Raw genomic sequence first — 17,215 nt, 5'->3', positions numbered from 1 at the left:
GCGCGGGCGGCAGGCCGGGCATGAGCGACAAGTCACTAGAAAGTGCGGACATCCTTGAATTACCTCCATATTTCCAAGACGTGGTACTGTTCTAAACGGTACAGTACAGTTGTGTCAATTGATTTTTTTCAAAGCCTCGGAGATTGCACTTTTGTGAAGGAAGGTTAAGAAACTAAGCCCTTGATTGCCCCTCTTTTTGGACAGAGACCACGCGCCGTGCCTGTGACATGCCTCCCTTGGGGCCTTGAATGGACTGCTGCGCTCATGTAGGAGCTGAGGTATGCCTCATCCACGAAACAAGAATTCTAGATCAAAACGAGAGTTGATCATGGCCGCTGCCGTCGATCTGCTTTTGGCCAATGGATATGAGAGAACCTCTATGGATGCGGTGGCCGCCAAGGCCGGCGTTTCAAAGACGACTGTCTATGCACATTTTTCCGACAAGCTTGAATTATTTCATGCTGTCATGACACATGCCGCTTCCGATTTCGCGCTGGACCTCGGCAGCGTTGTGGAAAGTCGATCCGTCGCAGATCCCCTGGAGCAATTGACAAGCGTGCTGCTTGAGGTTGTGAAGGCCGCATCCGCCCCTGAGCTGACCGCCTATTTCCGGGTTCTCATTGCAGAAATCGACAGACGCAGCGAACTGCAAGCCATGTCTGATCAGGTCCAGTCAGATATGCCTGACGTGATCCGCATCATTGCCTCGCTCATCGTGAAAGTTGCCGCCACCCGCGGCTATGTCGTTGAAGATCCTGAACGCTATGCCACATTGCTGGTGCGCATGACAGCACCGGGAACTCAGTTCGACATCCTCGTCGCAAACTTCCGGCCCTCGGACGAAATACTCGCAGCCCATATCGGCCTCATCGTCCGCATCTTCTTCGATGGCATAGGACCGAAAGACAGCGACACCAAGGCCGTAAACCTACCCCCGCTCTATCTCTATCCAATCAGACGATAAAAGCCGGGCTCGGGTTTCTATCAGCATCAGCAGTCGACCGGCATCCACAAATCGTGCTTGCTGCCACCGGGCTTTCCACAAGCCGATAACTGTATTATCAAAAAGATGATCATGTCGTTCTCATCGAATGAACTTGACATTTGCTAGGCCAACTGTGGCAATCTGGAGTGTGCCGCGAACGGAATCAAATGTCGAAGTGAGACCACTGGAGCAATTCGAGGAAAAGTGGCGCGCGCCTTTACGTCTGGAAATTTATAAAAACAAAGACTTAGAAAGTTTCTGCGTTACAATGAAACGCAGAAATTCTGTTACATTCGACATCAAGGGTTGTGGGAGGTTTAATCAGCCTATCGAATGATTGGGAGCAGTATATTCGCATACAAGCACGGGGAGGAGACCGGGTGGAAAAGAATACAAGTGCGACTTCGATCATCTGCGTATCATCTCGTGACGCTGCGCCAAGGGCGGTCACGGCAGACACAGAATTGGCAAGCCCGACACCGGGACAGATCCGCAAGGCTGTGGATCAGCTCTGCAACGGCAACACGTTCGCAACGGCAAAGCGCTCCCGGCAGCTGCTACAGTATCTTGTCGAGGAGGCGCTCTCAGGTCGCGCGAATGCCATTGGCGAACATGCGATCGCCCAGGACGTCTTTGGCAAAGATGAGCATTTCGATCCGCGGATCGATACATGTGTCCGGACCGAAGCCTGGCGCCTTCGCAACCGATTGCAAAGCTACTACGAACATGAGGGACGCTTCGATGTCGTGAGGGTGGCCTTCATGCCCCGCTCACTCGTGCCGATCTTCTCCTCCCAGCCGTCCTTGCCCGTGGCGGAAATAAAAGAGTTTCCGCGCCGGATTGGCATTCATCTGGACTGCGAACCCAATGCCGGAGAGAGCGAGCAGCATCTGGCGCGGCGGCTACTTGAAGAGATTGCCAGTAGCCTTTTCAAGCTTTCTTCAATAATCCCGGTTCTTCCCGGCGGAGCGAGTAGATCAGAGCTGGAATTACGCTGCGCCATTCGCTCAGATGAGCAATGGATCAGGATCGTGACGACAATGGTCGATCTGGATGGCCTGGTTCAGGCAAGCAAAACGTTTTCCTTCCCACGCAATTCCGAGAGACCCTCTCCCACCTTGATAGCCAATGCCATCGGCGAAATGGTTTCAGATTCGCTGTCACGCAACGTCGCGGGTCAGGCCGTGGACATACCAGGCGATTCGGACGAGAACCGGTTTCTCGACCAGCTTCTGCGCGGCTCCCACATCAACCGGCGTGAGCGATTGATCGAGCTGCGCGCCGCCGTCTTGCGCTATGAACAAATCATCTCGGACGACCCCTTGGATCAATTGTCCCACCGCAGGCTTATTGGAGCTTTAGGACAGTTTTTATCGCTTGCGCCGGGATCGATATCCAGGGTGATGCCCAAGCTGGCCGCCTCTGCCCACAGCGCTTTGTCGCTGAATGGCAACCTCAGCGACGTCTGGCTGATCTTGGGTTGGGCTTCGAGCTACGCTTATGACTGGCCACAGACCGAACGCGCATGCCGCCGGGCCATTGCTATCACTCCGCTCGACCCTTCGCCCTACATATTGCTTGCATTGACCTATCTGCAAAGCGGACAGATCGTTTCTGCGCTGCAAATAGCGGAGGAAGCGATCAATCTCGATCCTTATTCTCCCATGGTCGCCAATGTCTATGCGCTGACCCTGAATGCAGCCCGCCGTTTCAGGGAGGCGGCGAAAGTCGCACGCGACGCACTTGAAGCCGAACCCGGCTTTGTTAAGTTACGACTTACCTATGGAGAGGCCAAGCTCAATATGGGTCAGATTGATAGCGCTATTGAAGAATTTACCGCTGCCTCACACATCATGACCGAAGATGCCACGGCCTGTGGGCTGCTAGGCCTTGCCTATGGACTTTCAGGCGAAATATCAGAGGCGGGTCGTCTTCTTTCCAGAGTGAAGCAGTCACCGAATCTGCGAGGCCAGGCTGTGCATGCGGAAGCGATGATCCATCTCGGGCTCGGCGCTCGTGATGAAGCCATTAGCGCTTTGGAGCTAGCGGTAACACGAAGAGGCACACCAGGGCTGTTTCTGGCAAATGCCGTTTTCGATCCCATTCGGAGTGACAGCCGCTTTTCAAAAATTCAACACCAGATGGAGCTGGCACATTAAGCCCAGGATCTCGGCAACAGAGCCGTGTGAGCAACTATCAACCACAGGAACACGGCCATGCTGCGACGGGGCAATAGCACTGCGCCCCTCTCACTGGCGCACTCCACCAAGATCCATGTTCAAGCAGACGTCAATGATACACAACCCCTTGATATAAAAATCCTTTCGATCAGACTTTCACACGCTGCACGCCGATTGCGATAATGGAGGCGAGCACTGTGTAGACACAGCAAGCCAGTGCCTGCCAAGACAAAGGAAAGCCAGCATCAATCAGCAATCCCATGATAACAGGTGAAGCCCCGCTTGCTATAACGGATCCGGCTTCGACCGCAGAGCGTACTCGCGCCAACTCAGTGGCTCCAAAAAGCTCGACCCAAAGGGCGGTGGCAAGCGTGGACCCGAAGGCAGAGGATATGCCCATCAGAACCATATAGACCAGCGCAACCCATGACGATGAAAGCAATCCCAGCGCAAGCATTCCAATGGCTTGCGGCAACAGAAAATACGGCAGAATTCGCTTCGTCCCAAAACGGTCGATGACGGGACCAATCACCACGACGGATACCGCCTGTACAATGGCAAAGACCACAAATCCGGCAGCGAGCCATGCGATGTCCCAATGTTTCTGCTCGGCCAGACGGCCTTGATGGAAGAAGAAGCCAGTGACGATGAAGGGGCTAGCCAGAACAGCTGGCAGTGTCATCAGTAACCGTCGGTCGAGCAACAGGGATGTTTGCCGGGGCTCGGTTGAAGCTTGTCCTTTGGGTCTGCGCTGACGCAAAGGCCGATCGCCCGCCCTTGGCAAGACCGTGAGTGCTACGCCGACCCCGGCGATGACAAAGAGCGCGTTGATAGCCCAGGATGCACGCCAACCGAACGTGTCGTTCATCATCACTCCGGCGAGTGGAAAAATTGCCTGCGCGACAGACATGCCGAGAGCGATTATGCCGAGCGCTTTACCTGCATCTGCTGGAAACGTGCGGGCTGTTGCAGTCAGCGCCGTATGAACCATCAAACCCTGGCCGCCCAGGCGCAGCAGGTAGAATGCAAGCAGGAGCACATAGATATTTGGACTGAACGACACCAGTCCACATGCGCAAGCCAGCAGAACGGCCACGGCCCAACTGAACGCTCTTACCGTTGTGTAGTCGATCAGGCGTCCGGCCCAGGTGAGGGTCAGGGCGCTTAAAAACGTGCCTATTGCATAGACAGTCCCCAAGCCGCCGTCGCTTAAACGAAAAGCCTCGCGAAAATGCGCCCCCGAGATCGAAATGAAATAGGTTTGGCCGAAGCTGGAAATGGCCAGAAGCATTGCGCCAAATGTCAGATGCTGCCAATTGCGGCTGGAAAATTCCCAATAGTTTTTGATCATTCTGGACTTTCAAGCAAGGACAATGGCGCAAGCCAGAATTCCTGCATGTTACATGACAGCGCTGTGCGTTTTAAAAACCGCACAGAAGAGAGTGTTCGATTCGAGATCAGCGGAAAATCAACACAGGCACTTTGCAGGCCCGGATCATTTCCGTTGTCGTTGACCCGAGGAAAAGTGCGCGCAGCCTGGAATGGCTATAGGCGCCCATCATGAGCATGTCATATGCCTCACGCTCGACAATGTCAGAAATCGCCTTATCCGGTTGCCCCGCAACGATGGCGGTCTCAACCGGCACGCCCACATCCGTAAACCTAAGCTTACCTTCAGCAAGGGCTTGACGGGCTTCCGGCGTATCATCCCCCACCGTCACCAGTTTGATAGAAAGTCCGGAAAACATCAGATTTCCTGATATATAGTCAACCGCCTTCATCGCCATTGCGCCGCCGTCATAGGCGATCAGCACTTTGTGGATCGGCTTGAAGGCACGTGATGCGATGGCGATCATCTTGTGACTGGAGCGGACTACCCGTTCGAGATTTGAGCCAAGGTGCAATTGCGCAAAATCGGCGCCTTCGCCACGCTTGCCAATCACGATCAGGTCGGCGCTTTCCTCCAGCTCTTGCAGGGTTTCAGCCAGATCGCCATTGCGCAGCATGGTGTTGACGCTATCGATCCCCATGGCTTGAAGGCGCGCCTTTGCGTCTTCCAGCAAAAGCCGTCCACGGTGTTGGGCGGTTCTTGCTTTTTGCGCGTCCAGTTCCGCCAGTTCCGCCAGAAGCGCCGTTCGGGCGCCCAAGCCGATATTGCCGCTGAGATTGACCGGCTCCGTGGAAAGGTCCCGACGGCCAATGACGTGCAGAATGTCCACGGACACCTCGGATCGGCCGGCAATCCATACGATATGATCGCAGACGCTCTGGGCATATATCGAACCGTCTATCAGTCCTATGATCTTGATCATGATTGTCTCCCTCAATGGCCCATAAGGCGTTCCATGGCGCCGGGCTTGTCGTGAATTGCGAGCTTGTCAACGATTGTCTCGCTTGCCCGGTTCAGCCCGAGGATAGATACCTCGGCTCCCTCCCTGCGGAATTTCAGCACGATCATATCCAGTGCCGCGACACTGGATATGTCCCAGATATGGGCGTGGGATACGTCGATGATGACGTTCTCCAAGGCTTCCTTGAATTCGAATGCCTGGTTGAAATCCTCGACGGAGGCGAAGAAGATTTGACCTTCGACCTTGTAAGTGCGCGTTTTGCCATCCGGTGAGAGGATCGAGGTTATCTGGAATATCTGGGCGATTTTCCAGGCGAAGAAAACCGCCGATAACAGCACGCCAACCAGGACACCGACGGCCAGATTATGGGTGGCGACGACGCCGATCACCGTCGCGATCATCACGAAGGAGGATGAGCGCGGGTGATCCTTCAGATTGCGGATCGATGACCAGGAAAAGGTGCCGATGGACACCATGATCATGATCGCCACAAGGGCGGCCATGGGAATTTGACGCACCCATTGCCCAAGCACGAGAATCACGAACAGCAGGAAAACACCGGCGCACAAACTCGACAATCTGCCGCGCCCACCGGATTTCACATTGATCATCGACTGGCCGATCATCGCGCAGCCTGCCATGCCCCCCAAAAACCCGGTTATCGTATTGGCAACGCCCTGGCCGATGCATTCGCGGTTCTTGTTGCTCGGCGTATCCGTCAGGTCATCAACAATGGCAGCGGTCATCAGCGTTTCGAGCAGGCCGACAACGGCAACTGCCGCAGAATAGGGCAGAATGATCAGAAAGGTTTCAATATTCAGAGGGATATTGGGAAGGAGCAGGAACGGCAATGTTGAGGGCAACTCACCCATGTCGCCAACAGTTCGTATATCCAACCCGAAATAGATCGAAATCGCCGTCAATATCACAATACAGACGAGAGGCGACGGAATGGCCTTCGTCACATAAGGGAACAGATATATGATTGCCAAACCCGCAGCCACCAGGACATAGGTCAGCGCGGGAACATGGATCAACTCCGGCAGCTGGGCCATAAAGATCAATATTGCCAATGCATTGACAAAGCCCGTCATGACGGACTTCGACACGAAACGCATCAGGCGGCCGAGCTTCAGCAGACCGGCTATAATCTGGATGACGCCGGCCAATATGGTGGCGGCCAGCAGATATTCGACGCCGTGTGTTTTGGCCAGCGTGATCATCAACACGGCGGTGGCGGCGGTCGCGGCAGAGATCATCCCGGGCCTGCCACCCACAAACGCGATCAGCACCGAAATGGAGAAGGACGCATAAAGGCCAACCTTGGGGTCGACGCCAGCGATGATGGAGAAGGCGATGGCTTCTGGAATAAGCGCCAGGGCCACAACGACGCCAGCCAGCGCATCGCCTTTGATATTGCCGAACCATTCCGTTCGAGCCTGATGTAAACTATTGCTAGACAATGATATTTCTCCTGACCGCCAAATATTTCGGCCAATCTTGAGCAGGGCGCTGAATGCCCTGCAGCTGTGATGATGAATGGATGAATGCCCGCGCCTATTCGGCGACACGGCTCAACGGAACGGGCTTGCAGATCTCCAGCTCCCGCAGGCGGCTTTCAGCGGCATGAATGTAATCGCGCCGCAGAGGAGCGGCGGACTGATCGCGCGCCAGCTGAATTTGAAAAACCATCATCCCTTGATACCGAAATGCGGTCTCCGATGACGCGAGATAAAATTCCCACATGCGGGCGAACCGCTCGTCATAAAGGGCCACCGCTTCGTCCCGCCGGGCCAGGAACCGCTCGCGCCAAGCTTTCAAGGTTTCGGCATAGTGCAGGCGCAATATTTCGATATCGCAGACCACCAGCCCCTGCCGTTCGATTGCCGCCAGCACTTCCGAAAGAGATGGAATATAGCCGCCTGGAAAGATGTATTTCTGTATCCAGGGATTGGTATGAGAGGGTCCATCGAATACGCCGATGGAATGCAACAGCATCACCCCGTCAGGCTTGAGCAACGCCCGGATTTTCGCAAAAAACTCATCGAAATGGCCAATCCCGACATGTTCAAACATGCCGACGGAAACGATCCGATCGAATTGTTGCTTGATATCCCGATAATCTTGCAGCAAAAATCGAGGCCGACGCGAGGATGCAATGTCCTTGGCACGACCATTCGAAATTGCATGCTGATGTTGCGACAACGTGACGCCCGTGACGTCTGCCTGGGTCATCTCGGACAGATAGAGCCCAATTCCACCCCATCCTGATCCGATATCGAGAACACGATGCTCCGGCTCGATCAACAGCTTGGCAGCCAGATGCCGTTTTTTGGCAAGCTGCGCGTCTTCCAGTGAACTGCCCCGCCCCTCGAAATAAGCACAGGAATACTGGCTGTCTGAATCGAGAAATAACCGATAGAGCGAGCCATCGAGGTCGTAATGGTGCGCCACATTGCTCTTTGAGCGCCCGACAGGACTATATTGCTGGATACGCCGTATCAAGCGCGTGAACCGGCGCATAAATCGGGCGACGCCCGTCAGGCGATCCACGCCCGTGTTCTGAAATACCAGTTCAAGCAGTTTATAGAGGGTGCCTTGCTCAATGCGCAACCTGCCGTCCATAAACGCCTCGCCAAGCGCGAGCTCTGGATTGAACATAATGTAGCGTTGGGTTGCGCGGTCTGCGAAACGGATAACGATCGGCTTGCCGCTTTCGTCTCCAAAACGCATATGTTGACCATCGCAGGTAATGACAATGAGGTTGCCCACCTTGATGTGGTGGGACATGAAACGAGTGAAAAACGAAGACATTCAATATCCTGAAATGCGTCGTCGTACCCTGAAAACATGCGTCATCGAACTGAAAACCCATATATGGGCTGATCAGTGGAGACTGATAACGTTAGACATGATCAAGCCGCTCTGTAGAGACGGCTATCGATTCTAACAAATATCAAGAAATTTTCATTTTCATGGGTTTAATCAACGGATAGCTCATCACGTCTGAGATGACGTTATTGAGTTAACTGTGGCCGGGGGATAGGCGCCCGGAGAAGCCACTCGTCAAAACGAGTCCGATGCAGGGAAATTACTGCTACAAAATCCTGCGGATTGCAAGACACATATATGTTGTTTTTTATAGGCCACGAGCAGGCATGCTAACGTATCCAGTGAGAACCAGCACGTCATGACCAATCGGTGAAAACGATAGGATCGAGGCCTTAGACGGATCGATACACCTTACCGGCGCTTCCCCAATGCTCGGCAAGCTTTCCATCAGAGATGCGGAATGCGTTGAAAACATACCGCAAACACATCTCACCGGGGTGCTCGGGATCAGGCTGAGGCATGACGGCCGACAAAACCACCATGTCGCCTTCCGCGACGATAAATTCCGGCGGATGCTGGAGTTGGGGTGGTGTCGGCACCGGGCCGTCGGGAAAAATATTGCGAACAAACGCTTCCAGCGCAGCCAAACCACTCGGGAGTTGATCGGTGTGCTGGATATAATCCTCGGTAACGAAATCGCGCGCGGCATCCGGGTTGCGCGCCTCGAAGACACAGCGGAAGAAGTCAAGCACCAGGCGTTTGTTGGCAGTGGCGCGATCTTCGCTCATGGCATACCCCAATAGATGTCATTTGAGAGTGGATTGGTAAAAATTTTAAATGCGCAGCAGCTGACCAAGACTGGTGCTGCTGCGCATATCTCATTCGACAGAGAGACAAGCCTTTCAGCCGACGAAACGTCCTTTCATAGCCGTTTCCTGGAGCGGACGGCGTCCGTTTGGCTGCTCGCGCTCCTGCAGGGGCGGCGGCAACAGGCTCTTGTCTCCGATCCTGCCGATCGCGATGACGGCTTCAACCCGAAAGCTGTCTGGGACCCCAAGCACTTCGTAGCTGCGTGGAACGTCGAACCCGGCCATGCCATGAGCATACCAGCCGAGGCGCGTTGCTTGCAGGGCAAGATAGGCCCAGGCAGCGCCAGCGTCGAAGGAATGGCTGTAAGAGGGAACCGGCTCGGTCTGCATCGGCATGATCGCTGTATTTGCAGAAACAATCACCACCAAGACCGAAGCACGCGATGCCCATGCCTGGTTCATCGGCGCAAGCAGACCGAAAATATTCTGCCATTCCGGCGTATCGCGCTGCGCGTAAATGAATCTCCAGGGCTGGGCATTGAATGAGGACGGCGCCCAACGAGCCGCCTCCAAAATCGTCATCAGATCTTCCTCTGACATTGCCTGGGGATCAAGCGCCCGAGGAGACCAGCGATCCAGAAAAATCTGATCGATATCGTAATCCGAAGAGCGATTATTTGAAGAGATGGACACCTGAGTATTCTCCTTGGACTATTGACACAGCACTGCGCCACGATCAGCCGATGCGCAGAGTTCGTCGCTGTTATTTTTGCGGAAGACCGCCCGCGAACATATTGAAGGGTGGCAGGCCCAGCACGTGCCGGCCGGCGATTTCGGCAGCCGGATCCTGACGGATAGCCCCGTGCGAGATAAGAACGCGTGCATCACGCGCAAACCGCTGAATAGGATTCTTCAATGTGACCGTCGAGGAACCGAGGCAGATTTGCATCATATCGATAGCATCAGCGCAGAGACGGGCAGCGAATACCAGGTTCATGGTATTCAAAGCCTCTTCACGCGGCTCGAAATCGAGACCGGAAGCCGCACGCCTGTCCACTTCATCGGCCACACCATGGATCAGTGTTTCCGCTGCATTGATCATTGCGTTCACCCGTCCGGCAACAACCTGGGTCGAAGGCGTTTGCGCAACCGTGTCATAAGGAAGATTGAACGGTTTGCGGGCATTTGCCTGCTGGGAAAACTCCTGCAAACACCCTTTTGCCATACCAAGCGTGATCGCCACGTTGGAAATGGTCACTGTCAACATCATTCCAAAGGCACCGGTCTGATAGCCGACGCCCTCGAACCGATTGCGGATTTTCGCGAGGCGGATCGGCATCTCGGCTGAAGCCATCGTGCGGCGCGTGGGTACAAAAACTTCATCAAGGGCGGTGATACTATTGCTCGATGTACCCTGAAGACCCATGACGTGCCAATCGTCGACAATTTCATACTGGTCCCGGGAAAGCAGGGCGATCCCGCGATGGGGAACGCCCCCCTCTTCCCATTGGATTCCGACAAATGCCCATTTCGCGTGTTTGCACCCGCTGCCGAAGCTCCACTTGCCGCGGACCATAAAACCGCCATCGACCAATCTTGCATCGCCGACAATCTGCGAGAAGACCGATGCGCCAACCATGAGAGGCCCCACCCAGGAGCCGGCATCCGCCATCAATTCGGAAACAGTTTGCTCATCAAAAACAAATGCGTTTCTGAGGCCAACCGAGACAAAGCCTGACCAGGCTGTCGAGCCATCTCCGGTCGCCGCGGCCCCAACAACCTCGGCAATGTCACGGGCGCCAAACCCATAACCACCATATTCGCGGGGCAAGGTGATTTTGAAAAATCCGACTTCATTCAGCGCATTGACGACCGCAGGCGTCATTGCGCCCAATTTCTCACCGGCTTCGGCTTCGCGTCGGATCAAAGGCACCAGCGCCAGCACTTTGTCGCGCATGATCTGTCCTGCCTCGCTTGGGCCAACAGACACAGCTGCGTAGGGTTGCCGGGCGTTTTCCTCATGCCGAGGCGCAGATGCCAAATTCATAGACTCTCTCCCTACCCGGTGACATGCGATGCTCTCAATCCTCATTGAAACAACGCTGTCGCCTGTTTTAATGCGTGACTAATGGGCTTTCGCCACCGCCTGCAAAAGTCACGAGAGGTTACAGATGCCATGTAACATTGAGCTGAGGCCTCAAATTTAACGCCTATAGATTGCATATCGTCGCCGCAGACATCAGGGCAGTCGGCTCCGGTCAATCAGGGTACAGATCGCGAAATGCAGGAGATTTAAAGCGTTAAGCGCCGTTTGTGCGTTTTATAAAACGCACGGCGCTGTAGAGGCGATGAGGGTATTTTCTCAAGTGCTGGCAAAAAGGTCAGCGACGACGTCGAGCGCCCAGCCAAGCGTGAAGCACCGGCTGGGCGTTGGCGAAGGACTGAGACGAATGCCGCTCAACGTTCACTTGCGAATATAATCCGGATATTCCGCACTGATGAGATCGATGATCGACAGCGTACCCGATAGGTGTTTTCTAAGCGCCGAGGCAGCTGCCTCGGGATTGCCGGATGCAATTGCTGTGACAATCGCTTCGTGATCCTCGAGTACGGTCTGCATCTTGCCGGGCATCGGCAGGTTGAGACGCCGCAGCCGGTCGAGATGGACGCTTTGTCGTCGCACATTTGCCCATAGCTGTAGAATGCCGCTCTTCTCATAAAGTTTACGGTGAAACTCGCGGTCTATGCCATCAAAAGTGTCATAGGTCGCTTGCGTGGCCACTTCTTTTTGACTGGCCAGGATAGCGCCCAACTCCTTGGCGGTCTCGTCCGGCGCCTCTTCGGTCAGGCGTCGGACCGCTTCGAGTTCGATCGATAGCCGAAGGAACTGCGCCTGTCTGGCGTGATCGATATCGATCTTGGCAACGACCGTTGCATATTGCGGATAGACTTCGACAATGTCCTCTTCCTGCAAGCGCATCAGCGCATCGCGCACCGGTGTCTGGCTCACGCCGAATTCCAGTTGCAACGAGGCGCGCGACAAGATCGTGCCCGGCACCAATTGCACCTTCAGGATCCTGTCGCGCAGGATTTCATGAACCTGTAATGCCACCTGTCGCGAGCGGTCCAATTGTCCGCTCCTGATCGTTCCGTTCATGCACCCATCCATCCATGTCGCCGTTAAAAACACTAGAGCACATATTCGGGGTTGATGCACTGATGTTTTAGTGCTTCAATGCATTTGCCCGCTTTGGGAGAGAGAGCGGCAAGCGTCAAACATCGAATTGAAAAATGGGAACCGGTTTTCGGAACATCTGATGCGCAACAAAGGGCGAGCATGATGAAGCGATCCTGTTTCCCGCTGCAAAGCGTTAAACCTGCATCCTTGGGAGGAGAATCATGCGTTTCTTTATCGGCGGAGTGACCGCCATTGCCCTTGCTTTGGGACTGGCCTGTCCAAGCCAGGCACAGGAGAAAACCACCCTGTCCATCACCCGCCAGCCTGGGATTCTTTACCTCGCAAGCCATGTGATGGAGACCCAGAAGCTGATCGAAAAACAAGCGGCGGCCGAAGGTCTTCAAGGTATTACCGTCGAATGGCGGACCTTCAGCGGCGGCGGCGCGCAGACTGATGCGCTGCTGGCCGGCAATGTCGATGTCGTCAATACCGGCACCGGCAATCTTCTGCTTCTATGGGATCGCACCCGCGGCAAGGTGAAGGGGATTATCACCAGTTCGGCCCAGCCAGTAATCATGGTCTCCAACGACCCACGCATCAAAACACTGAAAGATATCCAGGATGGCGATAAAATCGCCGTGCCGACCGTCGGCGTCTCGACCCAGGCGATCCTGCTGCAAATGGCGGCGGCCAAGCTTTATGGTGACGATCAGGTCAAAAAAATCGACAAAAACACTGTGCAGCTTGGCCATCCGGATGCGCTGGCGGCAATTGCCAATTCAAAGCATGAGGTCAAGAACCACTTTTCCGCGCCCCCCTTTCAATATGTCGAGTTGAAGCAGCCGGGCGTGCATAAAGTCACGGATTCCCGCGAGATCATTGGGGGAGCACTGACCCAGGCAACCTTCTTCACCACGACCAGTTTTGCCGAGGCAAATCCGAAGCTGGTCAAGGCATTGCGGGTCGCAACGGAAGACGCCATCGCCTTTATCAAGAAAGATCCGAAGGCTGCACTTGAAGCCTACAAAACCGTGTCCGGTGACAAGACCAGCCTTGATGACCTGATGGTCATGATGAAGGAACCCGGCATGGACGAGTGGCGCACCGATCCACAAGGCACGATGAAATTTGCCGAACATCTCCATAAAGTCGGCACACTCAAATCCATGCCGAAGGCCTGGACCGATTATTACCTGCCCGACAGCGCTTATCTCAACGGCAATTGACCCTATCGCGCGATGCAGCGGCGTTACGCGCCGCCGCCCTTTCCTAAAGTTTGCAGGCCTAGAGTTTGCAGGGAACCGTCGTAATCGGTTTTCCCGAAGGCAAACGGCAACAAAGAGATCGACAAATTGTCCGGTTCACTACGAGCATGACGGACCTTAGGGAGTGAATATCATGATGCAGGCAACCGCTGCCGCTGAGCGCCTTGCGCCGGCCCCCGAAAAAGCGCCGCTTCTTTACGTTGATCGCGTCACGCTGCGTTACAAGACACCCAATCTGCTGATTACCGCCACCGAGGATGTCAGTTTCGACGTGCGGGAATCCGACCGCTTCGTACTGCTCGGGCCGTCCGGCTGTGGCAAGTCGACGCTGCTGAAAGCCGTTGGCGGTTATATGACGCCGGTAACCGGCACGATCCATATCAATGGCCGCCAGGTGAAAGCTCCCGGACCGGACCGGATGATGGTGTTCCAGGAGTTCGACCAGCTGATGCCCTGGAAGACCGTGCTGGAAAACGTGATGTTCCCGCTTCTCGTCGCGCGTAAAATGCCCAGGCCAGAAGCCGAGGCGCTGGCCCGCCATTATATCGACAAGGTCAAGCTGACCAGGGCCGTTAATAGCTACCCTCATACGCTGTCAGGCGGCATGAAGCAGCGCGTAGCGATTGCACGCGGCATGGCCATGCAGCCGGATATCCTGTTGATGGACGAGCCTTTCGCCGCACTCGACGCGCTGACCCGCCGGCAGATGCAGGACGAATTGCTTCAGCTTTGGGAAGACACCAAATTCACCGTGATCTTCGTCACCCATTCGATTGCTGAAGCGATCAAGATTTCCAACCGCATCCTGCTGCTGTCGCCGCATCCGGGGCGCGTGAAGGCCGAGGTCGTCGATGTCGACAAGGTGAGCCAGGCGGATGGCAGTGCCGCAGCTTTGGAGCGCGATATCCATAATCTGCTGTTCTCCAACGAACCCGGTCACAAGGAATAGAACCATGCTGTCCCCCAACATCATCCTTGCCGCCGATGTCGCAGCGGCCAAGCCCTATGACAATATCAAGCAGGTCGAACAGAAACTGAGCGTCTTTGAAACGCTGTGGGGCATCAGTGCCTTGCGAAAGACGCTGCTGATCGTGGTTCTGGCCATTATCTGGCAGGTCTATGCCTCCTTTCTCGACAATCCGCTGCTGTTTCCCACCTTGAGCGACACATTGGTGACGCTGACTGATCGCTTTGCCGACGGCACCCTGCCCGCCCGCATCTGGACGACGCTGCAAGTCCTGTTCATGGGCTATGTGGTCGGCACGGTGCTTGCCGCGCTGCTAACGGTGCTTGCCATCAATACCCGCATCGGCACCGATTTTCTGGAAACCATGACAGCGATGTTCAACCCGCTGCCAGCCATTTCGCTGCTGCCTTTGGCGTTGATCTGGTTCGGGCTCGGTGCCTCCAGCCTAGTCTTCGTGCTGGTTCATTCGGTCCTATGGGCCGTGGCGCTCAACACGCATTCCGGCTTTCTTGGCGTGTCGCGCACCTTGCGCATGGTCGGCGCCAATTACGGCCTGACGGGTATTTCCTATGTGCTGCGCATCCTGGTTCCGGCGGCCTTTCCTTCGATCCTCACCGGCTTGAAAATCGGCTGGGCCTTTGCCTGGCGCACGTTGATAGCTGCCGAACTGGTGTTCGGTGTCTCCTCGGGACAGGGCGGCCTTGGCTGGTTCATCTTCGAAAACCGCAATCTGCTGGATATTCCCGCAGTGTTTGCAGGCCTGCTGACCGTCATCATTATCGGCCTGATCGTCGAAAATCTGGTCTTCCAGACGATCGAGCGCCACACAATCCAGAAATGGGGCATGAAGGAATAGCACTTGCCGTATTCCACTTTCGCCCCCGCAGAAGGTCAGTTCCATGACAAGCAAGAAAACGCCTGAAACGCTGCGCAGCGCCCGCTGGTTCGCCCCCGACGATCTGCGCAGTTTCGGTCACCGATCCCGGATGATGCAGCTCGGCTACGCGGAAGAGGATTTCCGCGACAAACCGGTGATCGGCATCCTCGACACCTGGTCCGAACTCAACACCTGCCACGCCCATTTCAAGGAGAGGGTGCAGGACGTGAAGCGCGGCGTCACCCAGGCCGGTGGCTTTCCGGTCCAGATGCCGTCACTGTCCGTCGATGAAAGCTTCACCAAGCCAACCTCCATGCTCTACCGCAACATGCTGGCGATGGAGACGGAAGAAATGATCCGCTCGCATCCGCTCGACGGCGTGGTGTTGATGGGCGGCTGCGACAAGACCACGCCCGGTCTGGTGATGGGCGCGATTTCGGCTGGCGTGCCAATGATTTACCTCCCAGCCGGCCCAATGCTGCGCGGCAATTATGCCGGCAAGATCCTGGGTTCCGGTTCGGATGCCTGGAAATATTGGGACGAGCGGCGGGCCGGTCATATTTCCGATGCGGAATGGCTGGGCATTCAAGGCGGTATCGCCCGTTCCGCAGGCACCTGCATGACCATGGGTACGGCCTCGACCATGACGGCAATCGCCGATGCCATGGGCCTGACTCTGCCCGGCGCCTCCTCGATCCCCGCGGTCGATGCCAATCACCAGCGCATGTCGGCGTCCTGTGGCCGCCGCATCGTCGAGATGGTCTGGGAAGACCTGACACCGGACCAGATCATCACCGACGCCGCCTGCCGCAACGCCGCTATCGTCGCCATGGCCACCGGCTGTTCCACCAATGCCGTCGTCCACCTGATTGCCATGGCCCGCCGTGCCGGTGTCGATCTCACCCTCGACGACCTCGATGCGCTGGGCCGCGTCACACCGTTGATCGCCAATGTCCGCCCATCGGGCAAGGATTACCTGATGGAGGATTTCTTCTATGCGGGCGGCCTGCGCGCCTTGATGAAGCAGCTCGAAGAACGGCTTGACCTTTCAGCCATGACCGTCACCGGGAAAACCATGGGCGAAAACCTTGAGGGCGCGGAGGTTTATAACGACGATGTCATCCGGCCGCTGTCCAATCCGGTCTATCACCAAGGCTCGCTCGCCGTCTTGCGGGGCAATCTCTGCCCGACCGGCGCGGTCATCAAACCGGCGGCCTGCGATCCGAAATTTTACGTTCATCAAGGACCGGCCCTGGTGTTTGACAGCTATCCAGAGATGAAGAAGGCCATCGACGATGAACATCTTGACGTGACCCCCGATCATGTTCTGGTGCTGCGCAATGCCGGGCCGCTGGGAGGACCGGGCTTTCCCGAATGGGGCATGCTGCCGATCCCCAAGGCGCTGATCAAGCAAGGCCACCGCGACATGCTGCGGATTTCGGATGCCCGCATGTCCGGCACATCCTACGGCGCCTGCGTGCTGCATGTCTCGCCGGAGAGCTATATCGGTGGTCCGCTGGCACTGCTGCGGACCGGCGACATCGTGCGGCTGGATCTTCCCAATCGCAGCCTCGACATGCTGGTCGATGAAGCGGAGCTCTCCCGCCGCAAGGCGGCATGGACGGCACCGGAACCGCATTTTCAACGCGGCTATGGCTGGATGTTCTCCCGCCATGTGACGCAGGCCGATAAGGGCTGCGATTTCGATTTCCTTGAAACCGGCTTCGGCAAATCGGCTGGTGAGCCGGATATCTATTAAGCAAAAAAGGAC

14 protein-coding genes and 1 other annotated feature are annotated in these 17,215 nt (G+C 55.8%); of the genes, 6 read left to right on the top strand and 8 right to left on the bottom strand.

Going from position 1 to position 17,215, the window contains the following annotated elements; genetic code table 11:
* The first annotated feature begins 328 nt into the window (after positions 1 to 328).
* Together FS819_RS18475 and FS819_RS18470 are read left to right on the top strand one after the other, a co-directional pair.
* On the top strand, positions 329 to 964 hold the full coding sequence (locus FS819_RS18475) for a TetR/AcrR family transcriptional regulator (RefSeq protein ID WP_234624698.1): 636 nt from the start codon (positions 329 to 331) through the stop codon (positions 962 to 964).
* Positions 965 to 1,365: 401 nt separating this feature from the next.
* Positions 1,366 to 3,144: a tetratricopeptide repeat protein gene (locus FS819_RS18470; RefSeq protein ID WP_156549817.1), complete on the top strand. Its 1,779-nt coding sequence runs from the start codon at positions 1,366 to 1,368 to the stop codon at positions 3,142 to 3,144.
* A 169-nt stretch (positions 3,145 to 3,313) separates the two neighbouring features.
* Here FS819_RS18470 and FS819_RS18465 read toward each other — a convergent pair whose 3' ends face one another.
* From FS819_RS18465 to FS819_RS18430, 8 genes are all read right to left on the bottom strand, one after another.
* A complete protein-coding gene (locus FS819_RS18465; RefSeq protein ID WP_156549815.1) occupies positions 3,314 to 4,516 on the bottom strand; it encodes an MFS transporter in 1,203 nt (400 codons plus the stop codon).
* A gap of 106 nt (positions 4,517 to 4,622) precedes the next feature.
* A complete protein-coding gene (locus FS819_RS18460; protein WP_156549813.1) occupies positions 4,623 to 5,477 on the bottom strand; it encodes a universal stress protein in 855 nt (284 codons plus the stop codon).
* A gap of 11 nt (positions 5,478 to 5,488) precedes the next feature.
* The gene (locus FS819_RS18455) at positions 5,489 to 6,979 is read right to left on the bottom strand and encodes a SulP family inorganic anion transporter (RefSeq protein ID WP_156549811.1); all 1,491 of its coding nucleotides are present in this window, start codon (positions 6,977 to 6,979) and stop codon (positions 5,489 to 5,491) included.
* 94 nt (positions 6,980 to 7,073) lie between these two features.
* The gene (locus tag FS819_RS18450; RefSeq protein ID WP_197434129.1) at positions 7,074 to 8,330 is read right to left on the bottom strand and encodes a cyclopropane fatty acid synthase; all 1,257 of its coding nucleotides are present in this window, start codon (positions 8,328 to 8,330) and stop codon (positions 7,074 to 7,076) included.
* 215 nt (positions 8,331 to 8,545) lie between these two features.
* Positions 8,546 to 8,598 (bottom strand) — a sequence feature (sul1 is cis-regulatory element that is thought to sense ions involved in sulfur or methionine metabolism; They are found in Alphaproteobacteria).
* A 142-nt stretch (positions 8,599 to 8,740) separates the two neighbouring features.
* Positions 8,741 to 9,136 (bottom strand): nuclear transport factor 2 family protein, encoded by a 396-nt coding sequence (locus FS819_RS18445; protein ID WP_156549809.1) that lies wholly within the window; start codon positions 9,134 to 9,136, stop codon positions 8,741 to 8,743.
* 114 nt (positions 9,137 to 9,250) lie between these two features.
* On the bottom strand, positions 9,251 to 9,850 hold the full coding sequence (locus tag FS819_RS18440; protein ID WP_234624697.1) for a nitroreductase family protein: 600 nt from the start codon (positions 9,848 to 9,850) through the stop codon (positions 9,251 to 9,253).
* Positions 9,851 to 9,920: 70 nt separating this feature from the next.
* A complete protein-coding gene (locus tag FS819_RS18435; RefSeq protein ID WP_156549807.1) occupies positions 9,921 to 11,204 on the bottom strand; it encodes an acyl-CoA dehydrogenase family protein in 1,284 nt (427 codons plus the stop codon).
* Positions 11,205 to 11,621: 417 nt separating this feature from the next.
* Positions 11,622 to 12,326, bottom strand: coding sequence for a GntR family transcriptional regulator (locus FS819_RS18430; protein ID WP_156549805.1), 705 nt, complete (start codon positions 12,324 to 12,326; stop codon positions 11,622 to 11,624).
* A gap of 230 nt (positions 12,327 to 12,556) precedes the next feature.
* Between FS819_RS18430 and FS819_RS18425 the strand changes: the two genes are divergently transcribed.
* From FS819_RS18425 to araD, 4 genes are all read left to right on the top strand, one after another.
* Positions 12,557 to 13,561, top strand: a complete 1,005-nt coding sequence (locus FS819_RS18425; RefSeq protein ID WP_156549803.1) for an ABC transporter substrate-binding protein — start codon at positions 12,557 to 12,559, stop codon at positions 13,559 to 13,561.
* A 172-nt stretch (positions 13,562 to 13,733) separates the two neighbouring features.
* On the top strand, positions 13,734 to 14,549 hold the full coding sequence (locus tag FS819_RS18420; protein WP_197434128.1) for an ABC transporter ATP-binding protein: 816 nt from the start codon (positions 13,734 to 13,736) through the stop codon (positions 14,547 to 14,549).
* A gap of 4 nt (positions 14,550 to 14,553) precedes the next feature.
* Positions 14,554 to 15,423 carry an ABC transporter permease gene (locus FS819_RS18415; RefSeq protein ID WP_156549802.1) on the top strand — a complete coding sequence of 290 codons (870 nt, stop codon included), beginning with the start codon at positions 14,554 to 14,556 and terminating at the stop codon, positions 15,421 to 15,423.
* 43 nt (positions 15,424 to 15,466) lie between these two features.
* Positions 15,467 to 17,203 carry an L-arabinonate dehydratase gene (araD, locus tag FS819_RS18410; protein ID WP_156549800.1) on the top strand — a complete coding sequence of 579 codons (1,737 nt, stop codon included), beginning with the start codon at positions 15,467 to 15,469 and terminating at the stop codon, positions 17,201 to 17,203.
* Positions 17,204 to 17,215 lie beyond the last annotated feature (12 nt).

The organism is Allorhizobium sp. Av2 (assembly GCF_021462805.2).
GTDB lineage: Bacteria > Pseudomonadota > Alphaproteobacteria > Rhizobiales > Rhizobiaceae > Allorhizobium > Allorhizobium vitis_G.
The sequence above is the reverse complement of the archived record's forward strand: the minus strand, read 5'-3'. Positions and strand labels throughout refer to the sequence as shown.

Excerpts from the sequence above, each read along its gene's own strand:
- FS819_RS18420 (WP_197434128.1), top strand. The coding sequence starts at position 13,734 with ATGATGCAGGCAACCGCTGCCGCTGAGCGCCTTGCGCCGGCCCCCGAA.
- FS819_RS18460 (WP_156549813.1), bottom strand. The coding sequence starts at position 5,477 with ATGATCAAGATCATAGGACTGATAGACGGTTCGATATATGCCCAGAGC.
- FS819_RS18425 (WP_156549803.1), top strand. The coding sequence starts at position 12,557 with ATGCGTTTCTTTATCGGCGGAGTGACCGCCATTGCCCTTGCTTTGGGA.
- araD (WP_156549800.1), top strand. The coding sequence starts at position 15,467 with ATGACAAGCAAGAAAACGCCTGAAACGCTGCGCAGCGCCCGCTGGTTC.
- FS819_RS18445 (WP_156549809.1), bottom strand. The coding sequence starts at position 9,136 with ATGAGCGAAGATCGCGCCACTGCCAACAAACGCCTGGTGCTTGACTTC.
- FS819_RS18430 (WP_156549805.1), bottom strand. The coding sequence starts at position 12,326 with ATGGATGGGTGCATGAACGGAACGATCAGGAGCGGACAATTGGACCGC.
- FS819_RS18435 (WP_156549807.1), bottom strand. The coding sequence starts at position 11,204 with ATGAATTTGGCATCTGCGCCTCGGCATGAGGAAAACGCCCGGCAACCC.
- FS819_RS18465 (WP_156549815.1), bottom strand. The coding sequence starts at position 4,516 with ATGATCAAAAACTATTGGGAATTTTCCAGCCGCAATTGGCAGCATCTG.
- FS819_RS18450 (WP_197434129.1), bottom strand. The coding sequence starts at position 8,330 with ATGTCTTCGTTTTTCACTCGTTTCATGTCCCACCACATCAAGGTGGGC.
- FS819_RS18415 (WP_156549802.1), top strand. The coding sequence starts at position 14,554 with ATGCTGTCCCCCAACATCATCCTTGCCGCCGATGTCGCAGCGGCCAAG.
- FS819_RS18475 (WP_234624698.1), top strand. The coding sequence starts at position 329 with ATGGCCGCTGCCGTCGATCTGCTTTTGGCCAATGGATATGAGAGAACC.